Genomic DNA, 20,839 nt, shown 5'->3' on the forward strand with positions numbered 1-20,839 from the left:
GCCGTATTATAATACGGCTATCCTTTCCATTTGTTTTTAGATTTCACAAAACGGATCAGTAAATTATTTTACCTGCTTTCGTTTTGTGATTTCCTTTATTGAATTGACATCTAAATTTATGATTGGTTTTTCTCCTCTTAATTTATCCACTTCGCTACTTTCTGCAGAGTGAACTTATACTATCTTTTGCCTAAGTTTTTCATTGCCTCTAACAACGTATCGTGGATATACTCCATTTCTTTAGTGGGCTCCCAAGATGTGTCGCTGCTGGCATCTTCGTCCCATTGAGTTTCAAACTGAGGATTATGTTGATAAACCCACCACAGATTATTCCAAGGGTCCATAAACCGAGATAATGTGTCACCGTAAAAATCAATGGGATTTGTGACAATCTTTGCGCCCAGTTTTCGGGCCTGCTCTAAAGTAGTCTCAACGTCATCCACATATACTTGTAGTAGGCTTGGCGTAAAAGGCCAATCCGGTTTTGTTTCAGCGATCATGATACGAGAATTGCCTATTATTAGTTCCGAATGGAGCAAAAGGCCGTCGGTATCCACGGTGTGTCCCTCCATATCCTCTACGGCTCCAAATACTGTCTTCAAAAAATCAATGAAGTTGAGCGCATCTTTCGTAATGATAAAAGGATTGATAGTGTTATATCCTTCAGGGGTATTTGGCTTTTGCATAAATATTTCTCCTTTTATTTGTAAGTAAAATCCACAAAAAACAATCCATTTTCAGTTCAAAGTACAATGGTCTTCACAAAAAACAGCGTCAGCTAACAAAAGAATAATTCATCAATCCTGACATCTTGTGTGTCAGGATTCTAGACTTCATAAAATAATATCTTTCTGAACTTTTGTATCCCAGATAAATCCTGTATTTTATTTTTAGTGTAACAACTCAATTACGCATCGTTCACATATCCCAATTAGGCTCTTTATAATCACTTGTATCCTTATTTCCTCTATGATTAGAATGATTTACACCAATAAAGGATAATCTAATCGGCATTATGACATTCTCCATAAAACAGATATTCAAGGTGATTTTGCTTTTCTTCTTTTCGAGTTGATCATTGAAGGGATGAAACGCAGAGAAACGGATCAACCACCTTAACCAATTGGATTTGTCTTTACGATTCTATCTGAATTGTTTCTTCTGATGAGTGGATGGTTCAAGATGGCATATTAGATAAAAAGTAAAAACAAACCACATTACCTCTATATACTTAGAGATCATGTGGTTTTCCATTTGTTGAGAAAATCAAGGTTCGTCGTTCAGTTGTTAGTTCTTGCCCTATCTGAGTTGATTACAGTAAACAATCTTCATTCTCCATCCCAAGAGACAACCTCATAATAAACCTCTGCTGGATTTGGATTTTCTGCCAAATATCCTACATAACCACAAACAATGATACCTTCATCAGCCTCCTGAGAAATCACCCATATATCTTCATAATCAATCGTCTGCCATAACACCGCAAAATTAGCTCTCACCCACTCCCTATCTGCTACAAATACCGGACTATCCGGGACTCCTAAATACAAATACACTTGCCCTGCCCAAATCGTTAACGTTTGCACATAGGAAATGACTTCTTGTTCCCAACTAAATGCCTTGACAAACTCTGGGTACCTCGAGCGAAAGTCATATGTATACAGCTCTCCATTCCAGCGCTGTTGCACTTTTTGTAAAACATCCTCTCTCGCTGGTGAAGTGAGATACTCCGTGTTCTCCAACACTTGAGATATATGTGCAGGTATCAGCTCAAGTAGCCGTTTTCGTTGATTTCGTTGTTTATTTACTTTGATTCTATGCTGGAAGTGATCTTTTTTTTGTTGATCCATATTCATTTGCATCCTTCAGTTTAGATATACCCTTGTTTGGAATTTTGCGAATATCATAGATCGTATGTTTGCTATTTGTCAAGTATATCCAAAAATTATCCTACCATCTTGCTTTCATCCCACGATTTAAACCGTGGGTTTTCTCGCTCGCAATGATATAAAAATTAGTTGCCCCTTATTCTTCTCAGAAAAATAAGGGGCAAACTGGATTGGAGATAGATAACACTAACTTATCGTCAGGATTCATTAGAGCTCCACTCGCTAGCCAAATCTTCTTACCAGCGAATCATCCAGCTTGGGAAGAATTACTTCTTCCTTATTCAGGCAGGATTGCCTCTGTTGGTCAGAACACCTCTGCGATGATCGTGATGACCTTCTTCAGTGTGGAAAGAAGCCGATGCATCGATCCCTTGCTATGAAGTCGCTTAACCTCTTTCCAAAGATCGACGATCTCTTCAAGGACAGCGAGTTGCTCCCTCCTGTTCATCCGTCCGAACTGTTTTCTCCTCTCTTTCCCGTGAGAAGGGAAAGTAACGTTCTGACGAGTATTTTGGAGTGCCTTCTGCAGCTTATCCCGGAAGTTTTGTGACATTCCTTCTCTTTTGAAGGTCTCTTTCGCCTGTTCCCATGAGGTGATGATGGTCTAGAGTACACCATCGGATAGATTGATTCCATATAGCTCCAGTGAATTGAAAGATACCCTTGTGGTAACTTACTTTTATTATATAACTATTCAGAAAATAACAAAAGACTGTAGCATCCTCAATTGCAAATACAGGATTCTCTTTGATTTACTATGAATTTACTGAAAAAAATTTTTGTCATGTTTGATTTTCTTCTCAAACAAAAAATGACCCACCCATTTATATAATTTATATTTTCAAGCCACTTTCAGCTTAATTACCACTGACAGCCCACTTCCTTATGAAGGAAGTGGGCTGTCCAGAGGTCAATCAGAGACGTTAAAGCCCCTCAGAGCCTTCTCGAACTCCTCCCGGCTACCAAGAGCATTACGGAGCACTACCTTAGCCTTGGGGGCTACCCATGCGATTCCGGGGCACTTGGTGACATCATTAATAAAGGAGTCAATCGCGTACTCCTTCATCCCTCGATCGTAGATAGCAAGGGCACGATTCGCGCACCAGTTCAGATCCTTCTCGTTCTTCTCATTCTTGGCCCGCTCCTGCTCGTACTGCTCCTGCGACATATTGACTCCTCTGTAGCTCTCATGGTTGATAAACCCACGCTTTATCGTGGAGTTTTGCACTTTTTGCAAAACTCATGAGATTAAAATCAGAATATTACAATAGAATCTAATTTTCAAGATAAAAATTTAAACTTGCTGCTGCCATATTACCTCAAGCCGAACATTTGGTTTTCCTCTCCCCAATCACATTGTTTTTGATCCAATCGAATTACAAGCTCAAACTCATCACCATTTTTTCAGTTAATGACATGATAAATAGGAATTTTATTGTCCGAATTTCATGTATCCTATTTAAAAAGACTTTTTCTTAAGATCCAATCAAAATTGGAAGAAATCCTTCCTAGAGGAAAATAGAGAAAGGTCAACCATGGCTAAGCTTGGTGATGTTAAGAAGGCTATCAAGCGACTCGACTATTCAAAGCCGGGAGATCGTGCGAAGGTTAGGACTCTGCTTCAGCCTTTTGAACAGGAAATGAATTATGACAACGACCTTTGCGATATCTATGTCATTTGTGGAGGTCCTACTGTGATGCAAGAGGCGGGTTATATGGTCAATGGATTTAGTAAGGACCCGAAGATGAGTCGCTTCCCGAGTTTTCCGAAGGCAGTAGAGTATGCTAACAGTCTGAGGCGTAAGCTCTAAATACATGGTATGACCAAAAAAAGGCGACAGACAGCAGAAGTTGTTTGTCGTCTTGTGGTTTATGCTGCTACTTTCCGAATAGACTTACTTCTGTTTGTAAAGTTATATAGTAGGTTCAGTGACAAGGGAGCTGCTCTAGTCTCTTAGATAGATTTCATTATATAGTTCTGTTACCGTCGAAGGTCGGTTTTACCATTGAAAAACTCCATTCAAGGTATTACCGATATTTCACCCCCTCATCGAAAAATGAGAAAGGTTTGATCATACATTTAAATTTCCTTGTTAAAACGCTTGTCCAACATTCACTTAAGCCGAACACTAGGTTTCTACTCCACCATAATCTTCTTCTCCCACAGCACATTTTCTTCGAAACTGGTACAACTCCCCGCTGAAACCCAACATTCATCCCGATATTTTTACATCGTTTCATGCTTACAATGTCTTGACAATGTGAGCTACTAAACGCAAATTATGCTCAATTAACAAATTCCTAGCATAGCTGTCCCCATCAGCCATTTTCTTTAGATTAAGTTCTTCTTCTTGCTCTGACAATGGCTGGGGAAAAGCATTGCTCTTTATAAAAGAAACAAATACCATCATCTCTTTAATAAGAAGCGACAGTGCAGTTATTATCCCTGGCATGAGAACCTCCCTAGCTTTTGTACATGTATTCATTTATTATTAGCATTCTTATTTTTATGCAAGGTATGCTCAGAATATGGGTAGGTTTTGTTTATGGACATGAAAGGAAGGAATGAGGAAAATTAGCGTTGAATCAAGAATGTGTGGATAGAAATGATCGAGGATACTATTTGGAATCAAAACGTTCACGTTAAAAGGAGCACTACAATGATTTTTTAGTGACTATTCCTTATTCCCTTTTTCGAGACGATAAGGGAGAGGAGTCCCAGTAAATATTTAAAAATTCTAAGGTATGGCAAGGGATCCACGTTAACGAAATATTTAATCGTGGTAGCCTTAAAAATTATACTTTGCAGTCTATCATAAAAAAACCTGTCACTGGGATTATTTACTTATATTTCCCTCTTATTTGTTCAAAAAATAGCTGGACCAGATTTTCTGTATTCACAAAATCTGGTCCGTCTAATCATCAATCCATCCCCGTCATTCTCAAACAGTAATGATGCACTTCAGCCAGAACCTGATGGCGATGAGTTTTCATGATGTCACTAAGAGAATCCATCACACGAAGGATATCCCGACGAGTTGCTCTTATATTCCCCAAAGTTCGAGCGGCATCTTTGAGGTTACTTCTTATAATGGGATGAAATCCTTTCAGCTCCTTTTTCTCAAAATCTTCTAGAGCCTGTTTTGCTTCACTACCAGTATGGATAGTCAAGGGCATGTTTTCTCCTAGATAGGGGAGGATGATAAGCTTACTTAAGTATATATCAAAAATCAATAATTTCAATTTTGTGTAATATACCATAGTCGATAGATGAAAGATGTCATACAACTTTGTTATTAGAATTGGTAGACTGTATTAGTGGATAGTTTATTCAAAAATTAGAGGTTGATTTATTGATCAACTTTTGAGAATGTGTAGAAGTAGGCTACGATTGGAGAAACAGACATGTCCGAAACAATGGTGACACAAAACTGTAACTACAGTTGGCCAGAACCAATTAACTCACCAAAAGATGAACTATGTCCAGCACGTCAGCAAGGGGCTCCCCCCCATACACTCAGGCACATCTGCAACGGCGTGCAAGTACCTAAAAGCAAGGAGAACGACCAGAACGCTTGGACCGATGCCCGTAAGAAGCACGAGCACAAGTGCGCTTGGTGCAATCAGCATCCCTAAGGTCCAATCCTGCAAAAAAATGCCCCACTCCAAATAGGGCAAAGTGAAAATGAAACAGAATCATGATTGATCAAAGTCAAAAGCTTATGATCGGCTGATTCTAGCTGATGGGGACACCCCTTCAAGCAATCGCGGCTAGGGATGTGCTTCAATCACACATACCCTAGCCGCGACTGATTTACAGAACATTTGTGATCGATAAGTGAATCCATTTTATCATCATAACTCAAAAATCAATTGCTACAGGCCTCTGATTACTTGGTTCTATAAACAAAATCCAGTCGCTAATAGCAACAAACATAGACTCAAGCTAATTTCAAAGATAGGTATTCATATATATAAAACAAGGAAACAAACTTTTAAATAAGAAAAAATAACAGCATAATCATATACGAACAACTAGGCTATGCCTATAATAGGGTTATCCCTAAAAAAGGAGTAGCTGTTACGATGAAAAAATGGATCATACCTTGCATTGCTATTTTATTCTTGTTAAGCGCTTGTTCTTCTCAAACCAACTCTTCAGTTATTCCCAAAAAGAATCCACCCAAACCAATCACTTCCGTGTCAGAGGCAATCGAAAAATCAACAGCTGCCATGGAAAAGATGAAAAGTTTTCAAGTCGAGTATACAAAGAAATATACTTCTGATGAAGAAAATACAAAAACTGATTATCGCAATCACATCGTAAAGAATGACACGATATCTTTTACGTTTATTGATCGCAATCAGTATCATCTCTATGAACGTATACACGAGACTCGAGCTACTGACACAGAGAAGCAACCAGACACCCAAACAGAAATATACGTGAAAGATGGTACCCTTTATAAACATTATTTTAATTGGGGCAGCGATGGTACGGATCGCTGGACGAAAGCCAAACCAACAAGTTCTACACTTTCAGAAACATTGTATGAAAGTCCCATATTCCTAGACCCTTCTTATCTATTAGCAAACTTAAAACCGAATCAAAAACAAGTAAAGCTTACGCAGTCTCAAAATGCATATGTACTTGAACTCACATTAACCAATAAAGAAGAAAAAACAGAAATTATGGGTTTTGGCAAAGGCGGCAAAGGATTTGCTAATGTCAATGCAATCAAAAAAATTCCCCTTTCTACCGTCAAAATTACGATAGATAAAGAAACCCTGCTCACACAAAAAGTAGAGCAGCATGAGCTCTCTACTACCACGGCAGAAAGTGGAGATGTTATCAAGACAGATGAGTATCAAACGCATATTTTTAAATGGAATACAAAATCGATCACAGTTCCTGAAGAAGCACTCACCACACACCACACAGCAGTTAAATAAAGGTTTCTCCATGTATTACATCAAATGATATGGATGAAGGATAGCTGTGTAAAATAGGTTATCCTTTTCATTTTGTTTGTAGACCACGAAACAGATCTTCATATCTTCATACAACTTCGAGTAGCTTACGAATTTTGTTTCAGTCGTCGTAAGAAAAACGAAAGAATGACGATCTTATGTACCCTTGGGAGTCTCGTAGTTATTGCTATATCCTTAATCCTCCTCATTTAAATCCTACATAAGGAAGAAGAGAAGCTGCGGTTTTGCCCGTTTTCACTTGCAGGCATATTTCACCCATATAATAATGGCTTAGAGCTGTATGTGCCACTTGTGCCTCCTTCGTTTTTACCAAAAGAAGTTCCCATACAGCATGTGAATAGTTCATAAAAAGAAGGGTATTTTAAGTAAAACCGTTCTTTTAGCATAAGAATCGCAAAATAAAAAAACATATTTATGTTTTTATCAAAAATGAAACCTGCCTTTTTTAACCCAATGCTTTTACATTTAGAGCTTAAAGGACCAACACAAATGAACCTAAACAAGGAAATTTCCCCATCTCTTTACCAATGGATGGTTCGACCAAATTGGATAACCAAAAAATACATACACGACCGATTAAGGATGAGATTTCGATTTGACCATCATACTGTTTTAGATTTTGGGTCTGGCACAGGAGCGAATTGCACTTTGTTCCCTCCTGAAAGATATAAGGGAATAGATCCTGACGAGAAACGAGTGTCATACTCACGAAAAAGATACAAGAATCACCGTTTTTACAACCTTCACAACCATACTTTACCCTTTCAAGACGATAGTATGGACTATATATTAATCATTGCTGTGCTGCATCATATTCCTTCTCATGACATTGTCGAGTATATACAGGAATTTAAACGCATCTTAAAACCAAATGGTTCAATTATTGTTATGGAACCTTGTTTCCATGCTAAAAACCCACTCTCCAATTTTTTTATGAATCAATTTGATAAAGGCAAATATATTCGGGAAGAAGAAAGTTATCTTCAATTTTTTCATGATCAAGGATTAGAATGCCAAGTGATCGAGCGATTTCGTAAATGCTTTTTGTACAATGAATTATTTTTCTGCGCCAACTTCATTCCATAATCGCTTACAGCACCTCATAAACCTCTTGAAATATTTTCATCACTTTTGTTATATAAGTAAATTTGAATGAAATTTGAATGCTGTTTCTAAGGATTAAAAAAGTGATCCGGCAAAATATCTTACAAGATCACTTCCCTCGTTTTATAAAGCCATGAATACCTAATAATGTGAGCACCCTCTGGTCTTAAACTCGATTTGAAACCGAATCTATCCCAGAGGGTGCTTTTGTCCCTATAGGCGCTTATACATGCCTACAAGGTCACTTGATTATTCCCTTGTCGTGCTCATCCTTGGCCTGATCGAAGTCATCCTGGTTGGGTCGTTCCCGACCAGCTTCGGGAGCCAGTTCCATGGCACGAAGCATGACAGAGTCTTCCATTGCTTTCCCACCTCTAATGAACACGTACAATTTAACCTTATATCTACATTTATTTAGTCAATATTAAACCAATTACTCTAATATAAATTCTGGAAGTTAAGTTTGATAAAATGATAAAGTTGCGATCATTCTTACGGAAATCTGTAAATTTATATACTTTTCCCTCCCAATATACGATGGGGTTGTCTTCACCTCGGAGAATCATCCGAGCGCAAATGGAGAGGTTCACTTTCACGGTGACTACATCCATCAAATCGAGTGGAAAGAGCGTTGCCTGCATCTCGCTCATGAGAAAAATCGTATTTGATACACCAGAACAGAAGATTGCCTTTTTGTATAGCACTCAAAAATATTCATTAAGAAGTATCCCCAATATTATGGATGGATTAGATTGATGTTTTTTTGATTAATAACATACTCTTCATCGCTTCTACATTTAAATATAACTTTTTTCTTTTTATGTACTGCTTATAACTAATGCTATATAATGAAACTGTCATTGTCCCCCAACATGGGAGAAAAGTCATGCAGTCAGTTCAGGTCATCCCTGGTCTCATTGTAGATCGGGAGATGTTCGATCGCGCAACGGAGGCACTCGCAACACACACGACGGACTTGGAGATCACCTGGGGGAATTTCATCGATCAGGACAACTGGTTCTTTGTGCCCGACCCTGATGGAGTTGGATACAAGGCTGAGTATCTGGTCCTCCGTTCGGAGGATCGTACTGTCAAGATCAACCTCTGGATGAAGCCTGATCTTCGTGCCGGTGATGCTCCGATGCCCCACAACCACCCGTGGCCGTTCACAGCTTACGTGCTGATGGGCGGTTACACAGAGAGTCGGTACGAGGTGGTCGATGGCAAGGTCACCACCACCACGGAGGAGCATCGTGCTGGAGACAAGAACCATGTTCCGCTCGATCTCTTCCACGAGGTCACCGAGATCCACGACCCTGGCCGGACGCTGACGCTGATGGTCTGTGGTCGTGGGAACAAGGGTCAGTGGGGCTACATCGACCCGAATACGGGCGAGTTCCGTCCCAATCAGCCCGACCCGACGTTCCTGGAGCGTGCGAGGGAGATCAATCCTCGTATGCAGTAACATTCCTCGTTATTGAGGGATACTGAACAAAACTCACAGAACGGTGGGTTATTCCATCGTTCTGTGAGCCTCTTTAGGATTAAGCCTTCGGCATAACCCTAAAATGGGCAACTGATTCGTTCAGTTGTCCTTCCCATTTAATATAATAGATTGAATCTGCATGTCCTCTGGTTAGACCACACTTTTAAATTTCACAGTTTAAGTTGATTTTGTCACAGTTTCCTTTTTTTCAATCTGCATAATTCTGTAATTACTGATTTGCCAAAGCTATATTGCATGATCTACTAGTTCCTTGTTTTTCCCCTACACTCAATGATCGGAGCTAAAGCCACTACTTAAAACTTGATTCAGGCGGTTTTTTTCTGCCTTTCAAAAGATTAGATATACAAATAGAAAAGGAGCCTCAGAGGTGTTCAATGATTCAACAATACTACATACAAAAAGCTCCTTTAAAAGAAAATTAGGATATGGAATTTTGATTTTCTTTGTAATTTGCGTCTTTTTTTTCACACTCTTTGCTGCCATTCCTCTAGACGAAGAAGCAGATCCAAATGTATTAAGTTTTGACCCAGAAGCAGCAGGATTAATTTATTTAAGTGCTTGTATTAGCATTTTTCTCTCCCTTATTGGATTATTTATTATGTATGTTGGAAAGTTATCATCAAAAGTAATCCTGATTATGATTGTAATTTGCTTGTTCGTAAATGGTTATCGTATCTTATCTCTTCATCAATACAACGATCGCTGTGAACATGTACAAAGCAGTGTCTGTGTGATTGGAAAACCTAGTTTTCTTCCGCTTTGGTAGGCTGAAATCACACTCCCAAACATCTATGAAACACAAGATACCTTTCACACTGATAAATAGTTTTGAATGAACACTAAATCTAGAAATAAAAGTAAAAAAATGATATATTTGAATTCACAGCAAATCTACTCGTTGGAAAGGGATTATTATGCTGAAAAGTGGTACCGTCGGTAACAAGAAGGTCACGATCGATGGAACCGATGTTAAGTCGGTTGAATTCAACGATGGAGAAGCTTGTTACACGGATGGTGTATCCCTCCGTGGTCGGGTCTATCTTTCCTCGGATGGGACTCTGTTCGAAGTACTCGAATTCAGTAACTCTGGAAGGTACTACTCCCAGCTGTCCGTAGGTGAACTCACAACGGATGCTGGTGTGACTGTTCGAATCTCCAGCTAACGAATAGAGAATCTGATAAGTGGGTTCTCTTTATGGAACTCACCTTGGGTATTCCTATAAAGGTAGGAATACCCAAGACCCCAACAAACAGTAAACCTTTTCACATACATCATCTCTACTCTCTTGTATAATTATGCTATTAACTAGATACCTAATTATAATTCTTATTGTTCTCTAAATCTTCTATCTATGCTAGGTCTAAAGTTTTAATGAGATAATGTCTAAACAAACATGCCCTCTAATCAAAAAACACCTAAGATTTGAGGGCATTAAATCTATACACAAAATTCGCAGTAGAATTTGATTTACAGCAGGCCAGATCTGTACGGAACATATCCCTACAGACCTGACCCGACTCACAGAACTCAGCCGTGATCACCATGTCGATCATCAATGACAGTACTGATCAATTCGAAGAAAGCCCTCTTGAACGCCTCCAGGAAAGGCTGAGAAAGCTGGTCTTCCGAGACACCAGGATTCTCCTGCTTGACCTTCTCCAGAACGGCATCGCAAAACTTGCCATAGTTCCAGTAGTTGGGGAACTTCTTCCGCATGAGAAGATCCAGCTGTCGGCTCTCTCGACAAAGGTCGACGATCTTGCGATGCAGCATCCCCAGGATCGGGTCCCCGGGAATACGTCCGACAGAGCTGGTCTTACCACACATTCCACACATATACTTACTCCCTGTGAGTCAGTTGGTACTATTCTAATTTTACCAAAACATCAACCTTTTTTCTTAGCATAGTAGTCTGTTAACATCCTACATATGTTTATAATCTCTTTTTCTAATTTCTCTAGAGATTTGATGGTATCCAATTTCTTCGGTCTAACAGAATAATTGATTACCTGTTTCTCATCTGCAATGACAAAAGTATATTGAACAACCATATTTTGCTGCTTCTCATGATTCATCCTAATTTTAAGATGTGGAAACAAATTTCGAATACCATTCAGGTTTATCAAAATAGAACGCTCCTCTTTTTCGGACTAATAATTTGAGGTAAAGATTAATCATTATGAGAGACTTCTAGGAACTTCGTTATATATTTAAAAAAGAAATAAAACACTTTAAATAAACGTATAAAACATGTAAAATGATCCAAGGAATTCATAGGGAGTTCGAGCCGTAACAGATTTCGAATTGGAGCATCAGTGATTAGTTGCACGTTGAAGGATGTTGAAGGCTACGGTCCTGCATCTGGTTCATCCCTTGTCAAAAACGAAAAGATTACGACTAGGGAAAGGAATATCAGTGTAAAGGTAACTGTTCCTGAGACAACCATAGACTGCAACATTCGAGGAGAAAGGGGCCTTTCCCTCTCTCTAGAAGTTATCGTTTCTGGAGATTACACAGCAACCCGAAATCGTGCATGCCAGCAAACATTCACTCTCAAGGATAGGGGTCTGGAAGCAGATGTAACGGTCAACATCTTTCCAAATCGACAAATCAGCGTCCTAGTAAAGGCTAATCGAAAGAAGTAAAAACTCCGTAAATATCCCTGTTGGATTCTTTCAGTCACCTTCTAACTGCTGCATGTAGTGGAAGGTGACTGCCCCAATTCCATTAAATATAACTACACTATTTTTCAGACATTGAACAGCTTATATTGGTTAATTCCCCCTCTAAACATTGGTTTCATTTAAATTAAAAAGCTTCCATAGAATACTACTTTATATACCTCCTTAATATGCTTGTCAAATATGCAAGCCTTGAAAACAAATACACACTCCATATAAAAAAGCGATCCCAAATTCTAGCATGTAGATCACTTGTCTCTGGCATGTTATGCACCAATTGGAATCAAAAAAATAAATCAAAAAACCTTCTTCCTTATACCAATGCTTCTAGCTATATATCAGTGCGTTCCTACTTGTTGATTCGACCAAACACTATTTTTATCCCATGTATATCATCTATCTATTCACAAATTATAAAAAAAGGATGTTTCCCTAAAGATATCAAAAAAAGTGATCCCACGTTCATTCGGATCACTTTCGCTCGTATGGATTAGGAAGTCTATAACCAGATGAAATAGAGAGTTGTTCAGAAACTTCTCGGAGGGCAGGAAGGAATACTTTTTCCAGTATCCCATCTTTTAAGGTGAATACTGGTGTGGCAATATTAACAGCAGCGATCACTTTACTATGATTATTAAAGATAGGCGCTGCCACAGAGCAAATGCCGTTTTCAAACTCCTCATTGCTTACGGCATATCCTTGGCTTTTTATTTTATCCAACTCTTGTTGTAATTCAAATATCATCGATTTGGTGTAATGTGTGTACTTGTTTAACTCTGTCCCAACAAGCAATTCATTTAATCTTTCCGCCGGTTCAAAAGCAAGTAATAGCTTTCCAATCGCCGTTGCATGTGCAGGTAACCGAGACCCAACGGTAACATTGATCGTTGGTACCCCTCTGGCAGAAGCCCTTGCAATATATACCACTTCTCTGCCATCTAAGATACCAATATGGGCAGATGCACCTGTCTCATCTCGAAGTTTCTCCAGATAAGGTTGAGCAATATCTGATAATTGAAGGGTATGGAGATAGGTAAAACCTAATTCCAACACTTTTGGTGTTAAGGAATATCGTTTCGTATGCTCATCCTGATCGAGATACCCGACATCTTGAAGGGTGTATAGCAGTCGAAAAGGTGTCGTTCGGCTCACTCCTAATTTATCAGCGATTTCAGCTAAAGATAGAGTTGGATTTTCTGCACTAAAAAGTTTAAGGATTTCAAGTCCCTTTACTAATGAACGCGATATGTAACGATCTTTATCACTAGCGCCCACATTTCTTACCTCATTTCATACCTGTGTTTCTTACTCACACATTTGCTAAAAAAGATCGTATGTGTTGATTGAAAGTAATGGAGTCCTCCTGATAACATAAATGACCTGTATCAGGGATAATTTTAAGTTTAGAATGACGTATTCCTTGATGAATGGTTTTGGACTCTGGCACTGGAGTGATTTTGTCCCATTCCCCACATATAACCAAGGTAGGTACATCAATTATAGGTAGTATATCATTTTGATTTGCATGGTACAAAGCATATGTAACAGAACGATAGCCTGCTGGTCTGATTTTTGCATATATGCGTTTCGCTTCTTCCTGCATTTCCTTTGTCGCTTTGGATCCAAGTAGATTATCTGCCCGCTGTTCGGCAATCTGTTCACTGGAAAAATGCTCGATAGCGTGCAACCGATTACGCAGTTTACCTTCATTTTGATCTCCATCTTTCGCTGCTCCACCTCTTGTTCCACTTGCAAGGATCAACGCTTTTACCGATTGTGGATAATGTTTCATAAACTCAAGAGCAAGCGTTGAGCCCATTGAATGCCCAAGCAAATAAAAAGGCTCGATATTTAGCTGTACTGTCAGCTTCTTCAGTACATGAGCAAAATCAGCAAAATAACGAAACTCTGGCACTGGATCATCACTGTGTCCGTAGCCAGGTGCATCCCACGCAATCACGGTAAATTGGTCTTGCAAGTCAACCAATTGCTTTTTCCAAGAATCCGCATTGCTTCCCAGACCATGGAGTAAGACAAGTGCAGGACCACTTCCTGCTTTGGCATAATGAATTTTCATACCTTCTATGTTGATATATGGCATAACTCCACCTCCTACTTACTACCAATAAATCAAGACAGTCCTCTAACAGTCAGACCTCCATTGCTATTGATCACCTCCCCAGTGATCGCTCTGGCTTGATCAGAAGCCAGCAAGACATAGGAAGCGACATGATCCTCAGGAACCATATACATTCGAAGCGGGTTTCGACTTTGAATGCTTGCTTTTTTCTCTTCTTTGCTCACTTGTTTTGCCAATCCTTCTAAACTAGGTACTACTTTTAAATCGGTTATCGTTCCACCAGGGGCTACTCCATTGACCCGAACAGTTGGTGCAGCTTCAAAAGCAAGTTGTCTGATCAAACCGAGGACAGCATGCTTGGTAGCCGTATAGATGGTACCACCGCCATCTGGATAAAAGCTAGAACCTGAGACGGAGAAAATCATATTTCCTTTTGTTTTCATTAATTCGGGCAAAGCTGCTCTTGCAGCGTGAAAAGCACCTTTCACGTTGATATCAAAAAGTTGTTGATACGTTTGCTCCAACACTTCTGGTTGATAATCAAGCAACTTGACAAAACCATCAAAGAGACCAGCATTTGCTACTAAACAATCCAGTTTACCAAACCGCTCGATTGTACATGCCACAGCTTGCTCATTATCCGAATAACTTCGAACATCACCTTGATAGGTCGCTACTTTCCCCTCAAACTCATGATCTATTTCCACTAGTCTTTCTTTGGAAATATCGAAAACCAAAAGATTTGCGCCTTCTGCTACAAATCGATCAACTATCGCTTTCCCAATCCCTGCTCCACCTCCTGTGATTAAAACTGTTTTTTCTTTTAACCAACGCATCTACACCAGATCCTTTCCTAACCAATGTGTACACAATTGTAGAGGTTTTTTAAGGTTGAAATGACGCTAATGGCAGCTAAATAACTCGTCTTTGGATTACTCGGCATTGGATCATTTTCAACGGTTAATGTCATTTTTCCAAATGAGCCCGTTGCTTCAATCGTATGGTTATTTTTTCCGACGTATGGATCTGCGATGATTCGTACTTTGGTATTATCCACTCCTAATCCAGCAAGCGAGAGCACAATTGCTACATTTATATTTTTAGGGAACTTCGAAATCGCATCTTTCGCAGTGCCTTCAAACAGAATGACTTCTTCGTCAACCGTTTCTTCTAGCAGCGCCTTTGGAGGCTTTCGTGTCGTTATCGAAACAGAATTCAGTTCTCCTACTGATTTTGCTGCTTTTAAAATATCTAAACCGCCAATTGCACCAGATGGCAAATAGATAGAAGTATTTGTATCATCACAAAGCTGTTTTAATTCGGTGAGAAAATCAGCATCTGCTAATGCTCCAACACTTACGAGTAACAAATTCTTTTTACTCTCCAGTATTCTTGCTGCGTAAGCTTCAACTGCTTGGATGGTAGCTGCTTCTATTACGAGGTCAAGATCTTCTTTTATAAATTGATCAAAATCGTCATATAACTTGGTTTTATATGGAACTGATATCGCATCTCTTTTCGGTTTCACTCGAGTGTATACTGCTGCAACTTCTGCCTTTGGAATCACTCGCTCTAAGTTGACGGATCGCAAAATATATTGTCCAATGTTACCGGTACCAATTAATCCAATTTTCATCTACGATTCCCCCAACTAATTCGCAAATCCATATGAATCAGCAAATAGCTCAAGACTTCCCCATCTCGTTTCCCGACTTACGCCACTTTCTTTGATCCCTGGAAAATCGAGATGCAAATCTTGAAAAACAGTATGATTATTGTGAAAGACAGCTCCTGCCTGTATACGGTCCGCTAACCTCATTGCTTTTTCTTCGTCTTCCGTCCAAACTGATGCTCGCAATCCGAATATGGTATCATTCGCCCATGTAATAGCCTCTTCTTCATCACTATAGGTGATGATTGGTATCACTGGTCCAAATTGTTCACAGCGAACAATTTCCTCTGTTTGTGTTACACCTGTAACAATATGTGGCAAAATAAAATACCCTTCTTCCCAAGTTTCTGGGTCTAACGCTCTTCCTGTTTCGATCACATTTGCTCCAGAGGATTTCGTGCTTTTAATCAGATCCGACACATATGTGAATTGTTTTTTATTGTTTAGGGGACCCATATTGGCATCTGGTATAAGTCCATTTCCGACAATTACACGGTTACATTCATTGGTCAACTTCTCCACCAGTTCATCAGCACGAGATTGGGGCACATAAATTCGTTTAATCGCAGAGCAAACTTGTCCAGCAGCTCGAAGTACTCCACCTCGCAGGCGAGTAAGTGCTGTTTGATCTAGTACTACATCTGGCAGAAGAACAGCAGGATCATTCCCGCCAAGTTCCATATATAGCTTGGTTAGCGTATCTGCTGATGTCTTCATCAATGTTTTCCCTGTATCTGTTCCCCCAACAAACGAGATGGTCCGAACTCGTGAATCTCGTGACAGGATATCTCCAATCATCGCACCGGAACCAGTTATGATATTGATCACACCTGGTGGAAAATGTTCTGCGACTGTTTTTAACAGAGTCATGACGGTTAGCGGGCAGTTGGATGCTGGTTTTACTACTACTGTATTTCCAGCGAGGATAGCAGGTATGACACGTTTAAAAGTCAATAAAACGGGAGAATTCCAAGGTGTAATAACAGCAGCTACTCCTCTTGGGCGTCTTCTGATTTGTACTTTTTGTCCTCCGCTCCGCTCTTCTGGTTTCCACCACTGGATAACCGCCTCTGCTCCTTGCGTCATCACATCCACACATCGCATGATATCTTTTTTGGCTTCTACAAGTACTTTTCCATTTTCACGCACATAGAGGGAAACATTTTCTTCGACAATCGGTTTGATCGCTGCTGCCGCTTGCAGCATTCGATTTGCGCGGTCCTCTACGGAAGTTGTCGACCATGTATGAAATGCTTTTTCACTGGAGTCGATTGCCTCTGTGCATTCTTGTTCGGAAACAAGTGCAACTTCTCCAACTAGTTCATGAAATTTTGCTGGATTATAGATGCTCGTGCGGTTTGATGCTTCTTTCCACTCTCCATGAAGGAGATATTTACCTGAAACAAATGGAAACATGTCCTCTCCTCCTTTTATGATAGTTTTTTGGGACGAAAAGCCTCCGCTGCTCCAGGAGGACCACCAAAAGGTTTAGCCATCGGTCCCACTGCTTCCATATCTACCACGATGATGGATGGCTTTTTGCGATTGATCGCAGTTTCTAATTCGGAAATAAACGCTGTTGCATCACCGATACGCTTCGCCTCATAGCCCATTGCTTGTCCTAGCTGTACAAAATCAGGGCTTAAAAGATCAACGGCCACCTGTCTTCCATATGCAGCATCTTGAATATTTCGCAGCACACCGTATCCAGAATCATCAAATAAAACAACAATGAGTGGCAGAGATTCTTGACTAGCAGTCACCATTTCCCCGACATTTACCATAAAACCACCATCACCAGCCATCAATACTACAGTTCGATCTTTTCGACCCATCTGTGCACCAATAGCCGTCGGCAAACCTTGTCCAATTCCACCGCCAGAAGCATGTATGGAAGTTCGAGGTTCATAAATTTCAAATAATCGGCTTCCCCATACATTTGCTGGAACGGTAACATCTCGGACTAAAATAGTATCTTTTGGTAATACACGGCGCATACCTTCCACAAACTGCTCATAAGGGCCTAAAGTTACACGTAACTGTGTACGGATCTCTTCTCGAACACTCGTAACTTCTGCTTGATATGCGGTAGAAGTGGAAAGTTCTTCTTTCTTTATTTTATGCAAAATTGCTTTTACGATCTGTTTTGCATCACCGATTAAACTATGAGCTACTGGATAATTTCGATTGAATGCTAGGTAGTCGACATCAATATTGATATGTTTGCATTCAATCTGTATTTTCCAATTTGCAGTTTCATTGCTGCGGAATCGTACACCAATGCTCAAAACCAAATCTGCTTTTTGAACCAAATTTCTAACTTGTTGATAACTAGCAAAATGCCCGATACATAGTGGGTGATCTTCAGGAATACTACCTTTGCCTGATTGACTTGTGATGACAGCAGCTCCCAGTAATTCCGCAAGTTTCGTTACTTCGTCTGAAGCCTCAGCGGAAATAACTCCTCCGCCTGCCCATATTATTGGTCTTGTTGCATTGGTTAGTTCCTCGATTACTTCTTGGGGCAAATGCACATGTTTGGAGCAGCATGAAGAGATTTTTTCTACATCGATCAGAGAGACAGATTTCGGGATGATCGCTGACTGATAATTAATCGGAATTTGAATGGTCACAGGTCCTGTAGGTGCTGCATTTGCCTCTTCGATCGCCTTACGCGTAAAAGCGGAAGCTTGGTCAGGTCTCTTTAATTCAAGTGCTAGTTTGCTGCAGCCTTCCATCATTTGCAACTGATCTTTCATCTCATGAATATACCCTCGTCCTGTGCCAATATAGGAAGAGTCCACTTCACCCGTGATATGAAGCAACGGCACACCAGCACTCCACGCCTCCACTAATGAACCTGCCGCATTCCCAGCTCCTGTACCTGTACTCGTTATGACAACACCTAATTTCCCAGTTGCTCTTGCATACCCATCTGCCATATTGACAGCACCGCTTTCGCCACGTGCTGTGACAGGATGAATTCGTCCGTCTCGGTGAATCGCATCATAGATCGGCATATTATGGATGCTCACAATTCCAAACACAACTTCTACACCAGCTTGAACCAATTCTTCTACAATCGCATCTGCAACTGTATACGTGTTTTCTTGTGTGTTCATAAGTTCAACTCTCCCAATTACAGTGCTTTTCCTATACCGCCAGCTACCTCGATCGTTGTTCCAGTGACATAACTAGCACCTGATGACGCAAGATATAATATCGCACTTGCAACTTCTTCTGCTTTGCCAACTCGACCTAGTGGAATGCTGCGTTTTTTTGCTAGATCTTCATAATATGCTTCTGGCTCCATATCAGGGGCATTTTGCAAACGTCTTCGTTCCCATTGATCGGTCTGAATAACACCTAAACTAACAGAATTAACCAAGATGTTATCTGCTGCCAACTCATGAGCCAAACTTTTGCTTAAGTTCAATAATCCTGCTCTTGTCGCAGCAGTTGCAACCATATGAGGTTCTGGTTCTTTTGACAAGGTAGCATTGATATTAATAATCCGTCCGCCACCTTGTTCTTTCATATATGGATAAGCAGCTCTTACTGCAAAAATAATGGCGTGGTATTTCAGTTTTATCTGTTCTTCCCATTGATCGTTCGTTATATCAAAAAAGTGCCCCATCACACTACGACCTGCTGAATTTACAAGAACATCCAGTTGATGAAACTTTTGTATGGCTGCTTTCACTACTTCTTTGACATCGTTTTCCATTGTCACATCACACTTTTTTGCGAGTACTTTTTCCTTCGCATGGAAACTTCCTAACTTTTTAGCTGCTTCATCAAGTCGATATGGATCACGTCCACCAATCACGACCTTTGCTCCTTCTTGTAAAAACATCTCAGCAGTTTTAAGACCTACGCCGGAACTGCCGCCCATGATGAGAACTACTTTATCTTTCAGTCCATAATCCATGAGTCTCACTTCTTTCAACGACTTATTTCTTTGCTTTATCTGCTGCCCATCCTTTGTCAGGGGTTCCTCCCATTGCTTTACGTGCTTCAGGAGTAGGTGGACCTGCGACCATCCAAAGATCCATCAAATGCGGAACACGTTTCCATACTACAGCTTCCCATTTGGATTCATCTTCAATTGTTGTCAAATAGCACGTATACTCCATCACAAACCCGCCTGGATCTTGAAAATAACAGAAAATATTATTCCCTGGACCATGTCGCCCTGGTCCCCAAATGGGCTCATAATCTTTCTTTCGAACATTACTAATCCCACGCATTACTTGATCCACATTTTCCACTTCGTAAGCAATATGATTGACAGATGCATGACTTGCTTGATTAAAAGACAGCGAATGATGCTTTTTATTGCATCGAATAAACACCATTTGATGTTCGCTCCAGTCAGACACTTTAAAACCAAGAATAGTAGTATAAAAATCTACCATTTTATCAATATCTGTTGTATTTAATACCACATGATTCAACACAACTGGATTTACATTTTTACTGTTCCACTCAGTAGTGTGAATCTCTACCCAACAAGATAATTCCATACAACGATTTTCTGGATCTAAGAACCGAAAACCATATCCTTTACCAAACTCATCCAAGTAGCCAGGTTCTTGTACAATCGGTACGCCTAGTTTCGTTAGTTTCTCAGCAGCTTGATCTACTGCAATCTTGTCTTGCATTCCAAAAGATAGATGATGTAATCCTCTTTCTTCCCCTTCTATCAAATGCAAAATATGATTTTCTGAACCCGCCCCACGAAAGAAAGCTTCCGTTTCGCTTTGGAATAATAAATCTAAGCCCCATACATCCTCATAAAACTTCACTTGATCAGCTAGATTTGGTGTGATGAGACTGATATGCCGTAAGTGTGTAATTCCTAGCATAATGGTATAACCTCCCAACTTATGAAAAGGAAGGGCTCTTAATAG

21 protein-coding genes and 1 pseudogene are annotated in these 20,839 nt (G+C 40.0%); 7 read left to right on the forward strand and 15 right to left on the reverse strand.

Annotated features, from left to right (window positions below):
- Positions 1–179: 179 nt before the first annotated feature.
- Both GSM42_RS18685 and GSM42_RS18690 read right to left on the reverse strand, forming a co-directional pair.
- On the reverse strand, positions 180–686 hold the full coding sequence (locus tag GSM42_RS18685; RefSeq protein ID WP_160803067.1) for a VOC family protein: 507 nt from the start codon (positions 684–686) through the stop codon (positions 180–182).
- Positions 687–1,328: 642 nt separating this feature from the next.
- Positions 1,329–1,850 (reverse strand): hypothetical protein, encoded by a 522-nt coding sequence (locus tag GSM42_RS18690; RefSeq protein WP_160803068.1) that lies wholly within the window; start codon positions 1,848–1,850, stop codon positions 1,329–1,331.
- Between the two features lie 209 nt (positions 1,851–2,059).
- Here GSM42_RS18690 and GSM42_RS18695 point away from each other — a divergent pair, with 209 nt between their 5' ends.
- Positions 2,060–2,269, forward strand: coding sequence for a hypothetical protein (locus tag GSM42_RS18695; RefSeq protein WP_160803069.1), 210 nt, complete (start codon positions 2,060–2,062; stop codon positions 2,267–2,269).
- 530 nt (positions 2,270–2,799) lie between these two features.
- On the opposite strand, the gene GSM42_RS18700 is transcribed toward GSM42_RS18695, so the two are convergent.
- Positions 2,800–3,057 (reverse strand): hypothetical protein, encoded by a 258-nt coding sequence (locus GSM42_RS18700; RefSeq protein WP_160803070.1) that lies wholly within the window; start codon positions 3,055–3,057, stop codon positions 2,800–2,802.
- Between the two features lie 367 nt (positions 3,058–3,424).
- On the opposite strand from GSM42_RS18700, the gene GSM42_RS18705 reads away from it, so the two are divergent.
- On the forward strand, positions 3,425–3,700 hold the full coding sequence (locus GSM42_RS18705; protein WP_160803071.1) for a hypothetical protein: 276 nt from the start codon (positions 3,425–3,427) through the stop codon (positions 3,698–3,700).
- A 441-nt stretch (positions 3,701–4,141) separates the two neighbouring features.
- Here the strand turns inward: GSM42_RS18705 and GSM42_RS18710 are convergent.
- Positions 4,142–4,342, reverse strand: a pseudogene (locus GSM42_RS18710) (RNA polymerase subunit sigma-70); the annotation flags it as partial.
- Positions 4,343–4,811: 469 nt separating this feature from the next.
- Positions 4,812–5,066, reverse strand: coding sequence for a hypothetical protein (locus GSM42_RS18715; RefSeq protein ID WP_160803072.1), 255 nt, complete (start codon positions 5,064–5,066; stop codon positions 4,812–4,814).
- 909 nt (positions 5,067–5,975) lie between these two features.
- On the opposite strand from GSM42_RS18715, the gene GSM42_RS18720 reads away from it, so the two are divergent.
- The 4 genes from GSM42_RS18720 to GSM42_RS18735 all read left to right on the forward strand — a co-directional run bounded on the left by GSM42_RS18720 (position 5,976) and on the right by GSM42_RS18735 (position 10,258).
- Positions 5,976–6,842 carry a DUF6612 family protein gene (locus tag GSM42_RS18720; RefSeq protein WP_160803073.1) on the forward strand — a complete coding sequence of 289 codons (867 nt, stop codon included), beginning with the start codon at positions 5,976–5,978 and terminating at the stop codon, positions 6,840–6,842.
- A gap of 528 nt (positions 6,843–7,370) precedes the next feature.
- Positions 7,371–7,967, forward strand: coding sequence for a class I SAM-dependent methyltransferase (locus GSM42_RS18725; protein WP_160803074.1), 597 nt, complete (start codon positions 7,371–7,373; stop codon positions 7,965–7,967).
- Between the two features lie 904 nt (positions 7,968–8,871).
- Positions 8,872–9,450: a hypothetical protein gene (locus GSM42_RS18730; protein WP_160803075.1), complete on the forward strand. Its 579-nt coding sequence runs from the start codon at positions 8,872–8,874 to the stop codon at positions 9,448–9,450.
- Between the two features lie 409 nt (positions 9,451–9,859).
- On the forward strand, positions 9,860–10,258 hold the full coding sequence (locus tag GSM42_RS18735; protein ID WP_160803076.1) for a hypothetical protein: 399 nt from the start codon (positions 9,860–9,862) through the stop codon (positions 10,256–10,258).
- Positions 10,259–11,020: 762 nt separating this feature from the next.
- Here GSM42_RS18735 and GSM42_RS18740 read toward each other — a convergent pair.
- Both GSM42_RS18740 and GSM42_RS18745 read right to left on the reverse strand, forming a co-directional pair.
- Positions 11,021–11,329, reverse strand: coding sequence for a hypothetical protein (locus GSM42_RS18740; RefSeq protein WP_160803077.1), 309 nt, complete (start codon positions 11,327–11,329; stop codon positions 11,021–11,023).
- 50 nt (positions 11,330–11,379) lie between these two features.
- Positions 11,380–11,619: a hypothetical protein gene (locus GSM42_RS18745; RefSeq protein ID WP_160803078.1), complete on the reverse strand. Its 240-nt coding sequence runs from the start codon at positions 11,617–11,619 to the stop codon at positions 11,380–11,382.
- Between the two features lie 189 nt (positions 11,620–11,808).
- Here GSM42_RS18745 and GSM42_RS18750 point away from each other — a divergent pair, with 189 nt between their 5' ends.
- Entirely contained in the window at positions 11,809–12,138 is a 330-nt protein-coding gene (locus GSM42_RS18750; RefSeq protein WP_160803079.1) for a hypothetical protein, read from the forward strand.
- 507 nt (positions 12,139–12,645) lie between these two features.
- On the opposite strand, the gene GSM42_RS18755 is transcribed toward GSM42_RS18750, so the two are convergent.
- From GSM42_RS18755 to GSM42_RS18790, 8 genes are read right to left on the reverse strand one after another with little or no spacing between them, the layout of a single operon-like run.
- Positions 12,646–13,449: an IclR family transcriptional regulator domain-containing protein gene (locus GSM42_RS18755; RefSeq protein WP_160803080.1), complete on the reverse strand. Its 804-nt coding sequence runs from the start codon at positions 13,447–13,449 to the stop codon at positions 12,646–12,648.
- A gap of 34 nt (positions 13,450–13,483) precedes the next feature.
- The gene (locus tag GSM42_RS18760) at positions 13,484–14,275 is read right to left on the reverse strand and encodes an alpha/beta fold hydrolase (RefSeq protein ID WP_160803081.1); all 792 of its coding nucleotides are present in this window, start codon (positions 14,273–14,275) and stop codon (positions 13,484–13,486) included.
- A gap of 29 nt (positions 14,276–14,304) precedes the next feature.
- Complete coding sequence (locus tag GSM42_RS18765; RefSeq protein WP_160803082.1) at positions 14,305–15,090, reverse strand: SDR family NAD(P)-dependent oxidoreductase; 786 nt, start codon at positions 15,088–15,090, stop codon at positions 14,305–14,307.
- A 17-nt stretch (positions 15,091–15,107) separates the two neighbouring features.
- Positions 15,108–15,890, reverse strand: coding sequence for an aspartate dehydrogenase (locus GSM42_RS18770; RefSeq protein ID WP_160803083.1), 783 nt, complete (start codon positions 15,888–15,890; stop codon positions 15,108–15,110).
- Positions 15,891–15,905: 15 nt separating this feature from the next.
- Entirely contained in the window at positions 15,906–17,342 is a 1,437-nt protein-coding gene (locus GSM42_RS18775) for an aldehyde dehydrogenase family protein (protein WP_160803084.1), read from the reverse strand.
- 14 nt (positions 17,343–17,356) lie between these two features.
- Positions 17,357–19,048: a thiamine pyrophosphate-binding protein gene (locus GSM42_RS18780; RefSeq protein ID WP_160803085.1), complete on the reverse strand. Its 1,692-nt coding sequence runs from the start codon at positions 19,046–19,048 to the stop codon at positions 17,357–17,359.
- Between the two features lie 17 nt (positions 19,049–19,065).
- Complete coding sequence (locus tag GSM42_RS18785) at positions 19,066–19,857, reverse strand: SDR family oxidoreductase (RefSeq protein ID WP_160803086.1); 792 nt, start codon at positions 19,855–19,857, stop codon at positions 19,066–19,068.
- A 22-nt stretch (positions 19,858–19,879) separates the two neighbouring features.
- Entirely contained in the window at positions 19,880–20,794 is a 915-nt protein-coding gene (locus GSM42_RS18790) for a VOC family protein (RefSeq protein WP_160803087.1), read from the reverse strand.
- Between the last annotated feature and the right edge of the window lie 45 nt (positions 20,795–20,839).

It is taken from the genome of Shimazuella alba (assembly GCF_009831235.1).
Taxonomy (GTDB): Bacteria; Bacillota; Bacilli; order Thermoactinomycetales; family Thermoactinomycetaceae; genus Shimazuella; species Shimazuella alba.

What these genes read in the sequence shown, in the direction of transcription:
- GSM42_RS18705 (WP_160803071.1), top strand. Translation starts at nt 3,425, where the DNA reads ATGGCTAAGCTTGGTGATGTTAAGAAGGCTATCAAGCGACTCGACTAT.
- GSM42_RS18790 (WP_160803087.1), bottom strand. Translation starts at nt 20,794, where the DNA reads ATGCTAGGAATTACACACTTACGGCATATCAGTCTCATCACACCAAAT.
- GSM42_RS18685 (WP_160803067.1), bottom strand. Translation starts at nt 686, where the DNA reads ATGCAAAAGCCAAATACCCCTGAAGGATATAACACTATCAATCCTTTT.
- GSM42_RS18700 (WP_160803070.1), bottom strand. Translation starts at nt 3,057, where the DNA reads ATGTCGCAGGAGCAGTACGAGCAGGAGCGGGCCAAGAATGAGAAGAAC.
- GSM42_RS18765 (WP_160803082.1), bottom strand. Translation starts at nt 15,090, where the DNA reads ATGCGTTGGTTAAAAGAAAAAACAGTTTTAATCACAGGAGGTGGAGCA.
- GSM42_RS18780 (WP_160803085.1), bottom strand. Translation starts at nt 19,048, where the DNA reads ATGAACACACAAGAAAACACGTATACAGTTGCAGATGCGATTGTAGAA.
- GSM42_RS18740 (WP_160803077.1), bottom strand. Translation starts at nt 11,329, where the DNA reads ATGTGTGGAATGTGTGGTAAGACCAGCTCTGTCGGACGTATTCCCGGG.
- GSM42_RS18725 (WP_160803074.1), top strand. Translation starts at nt 7,371, where the DNA reads ATGAACCTAAACAAGGAAATTTCCCCATCTCTTTACCAATGGATGGTT.
- GSM42_RS18775 (WP_160803084.1), bottom strand. Translation starts at nt 17,342, where the DNA reads ATGTTTCCATTTGTTTCAGGTAAATATCTCCTTCATGGAGAGTGGAAA.
- GSM42_RS18730 (WP_160803075.1), top strand. Translation starts at nt 8,872, where the DNA reads ATGCAGTCAGTTCAGGTCATCCCTGGTCTCATTGTAGATCGGGAGATG.
- GSM42_RS18690 (WP_160803068.1), bottom strand. Translation starts at nt 1,850, where the DNA reads ATGGATCAACAAAAAAAAGATCACTTCCAGCATAGAATCAAAGTAAAT.
- GSM42_RS18715 (WP_160803072.1), bottom strand. Translation starts at nt 5,066, where the DNA reads ATGCCCTTGACTATCCATACTGGTAGTGAAGCAAAACAGGCTCTAGAA.
- GSM42_RS18760 (WP_160803081.1), bottom strand. Translation starts at nt 14,275, where the DNA reads ATGCCATATATCAACATAGAAGGTATGAAAATTCATTATGCCAAAGCA.
- GSM42_RS18720 (WP_160803073.1), top strand. Translation starts at nt 5,976, where the DNA reads ATGAAAAAATGGATCATACCTTGCATTGCTATTTTATTCTTGTTAAGC.
- GSM42_RS18785 (WP_160803086.1), bottom strand. Translation starts at nt 19,857, where the DNA reads ATGGATTATGGACTGAAAGATAAAGTAGTTCTCATCATGGGCGGCAGT.
- GSM42_RS18770 (WP_160803083.1), bottom strand. Translation starts at nt 15,890, where the DNA reads ATGAAAATTGGATTAATTGGTACCGGTAACATTGGACAATATATTTTG.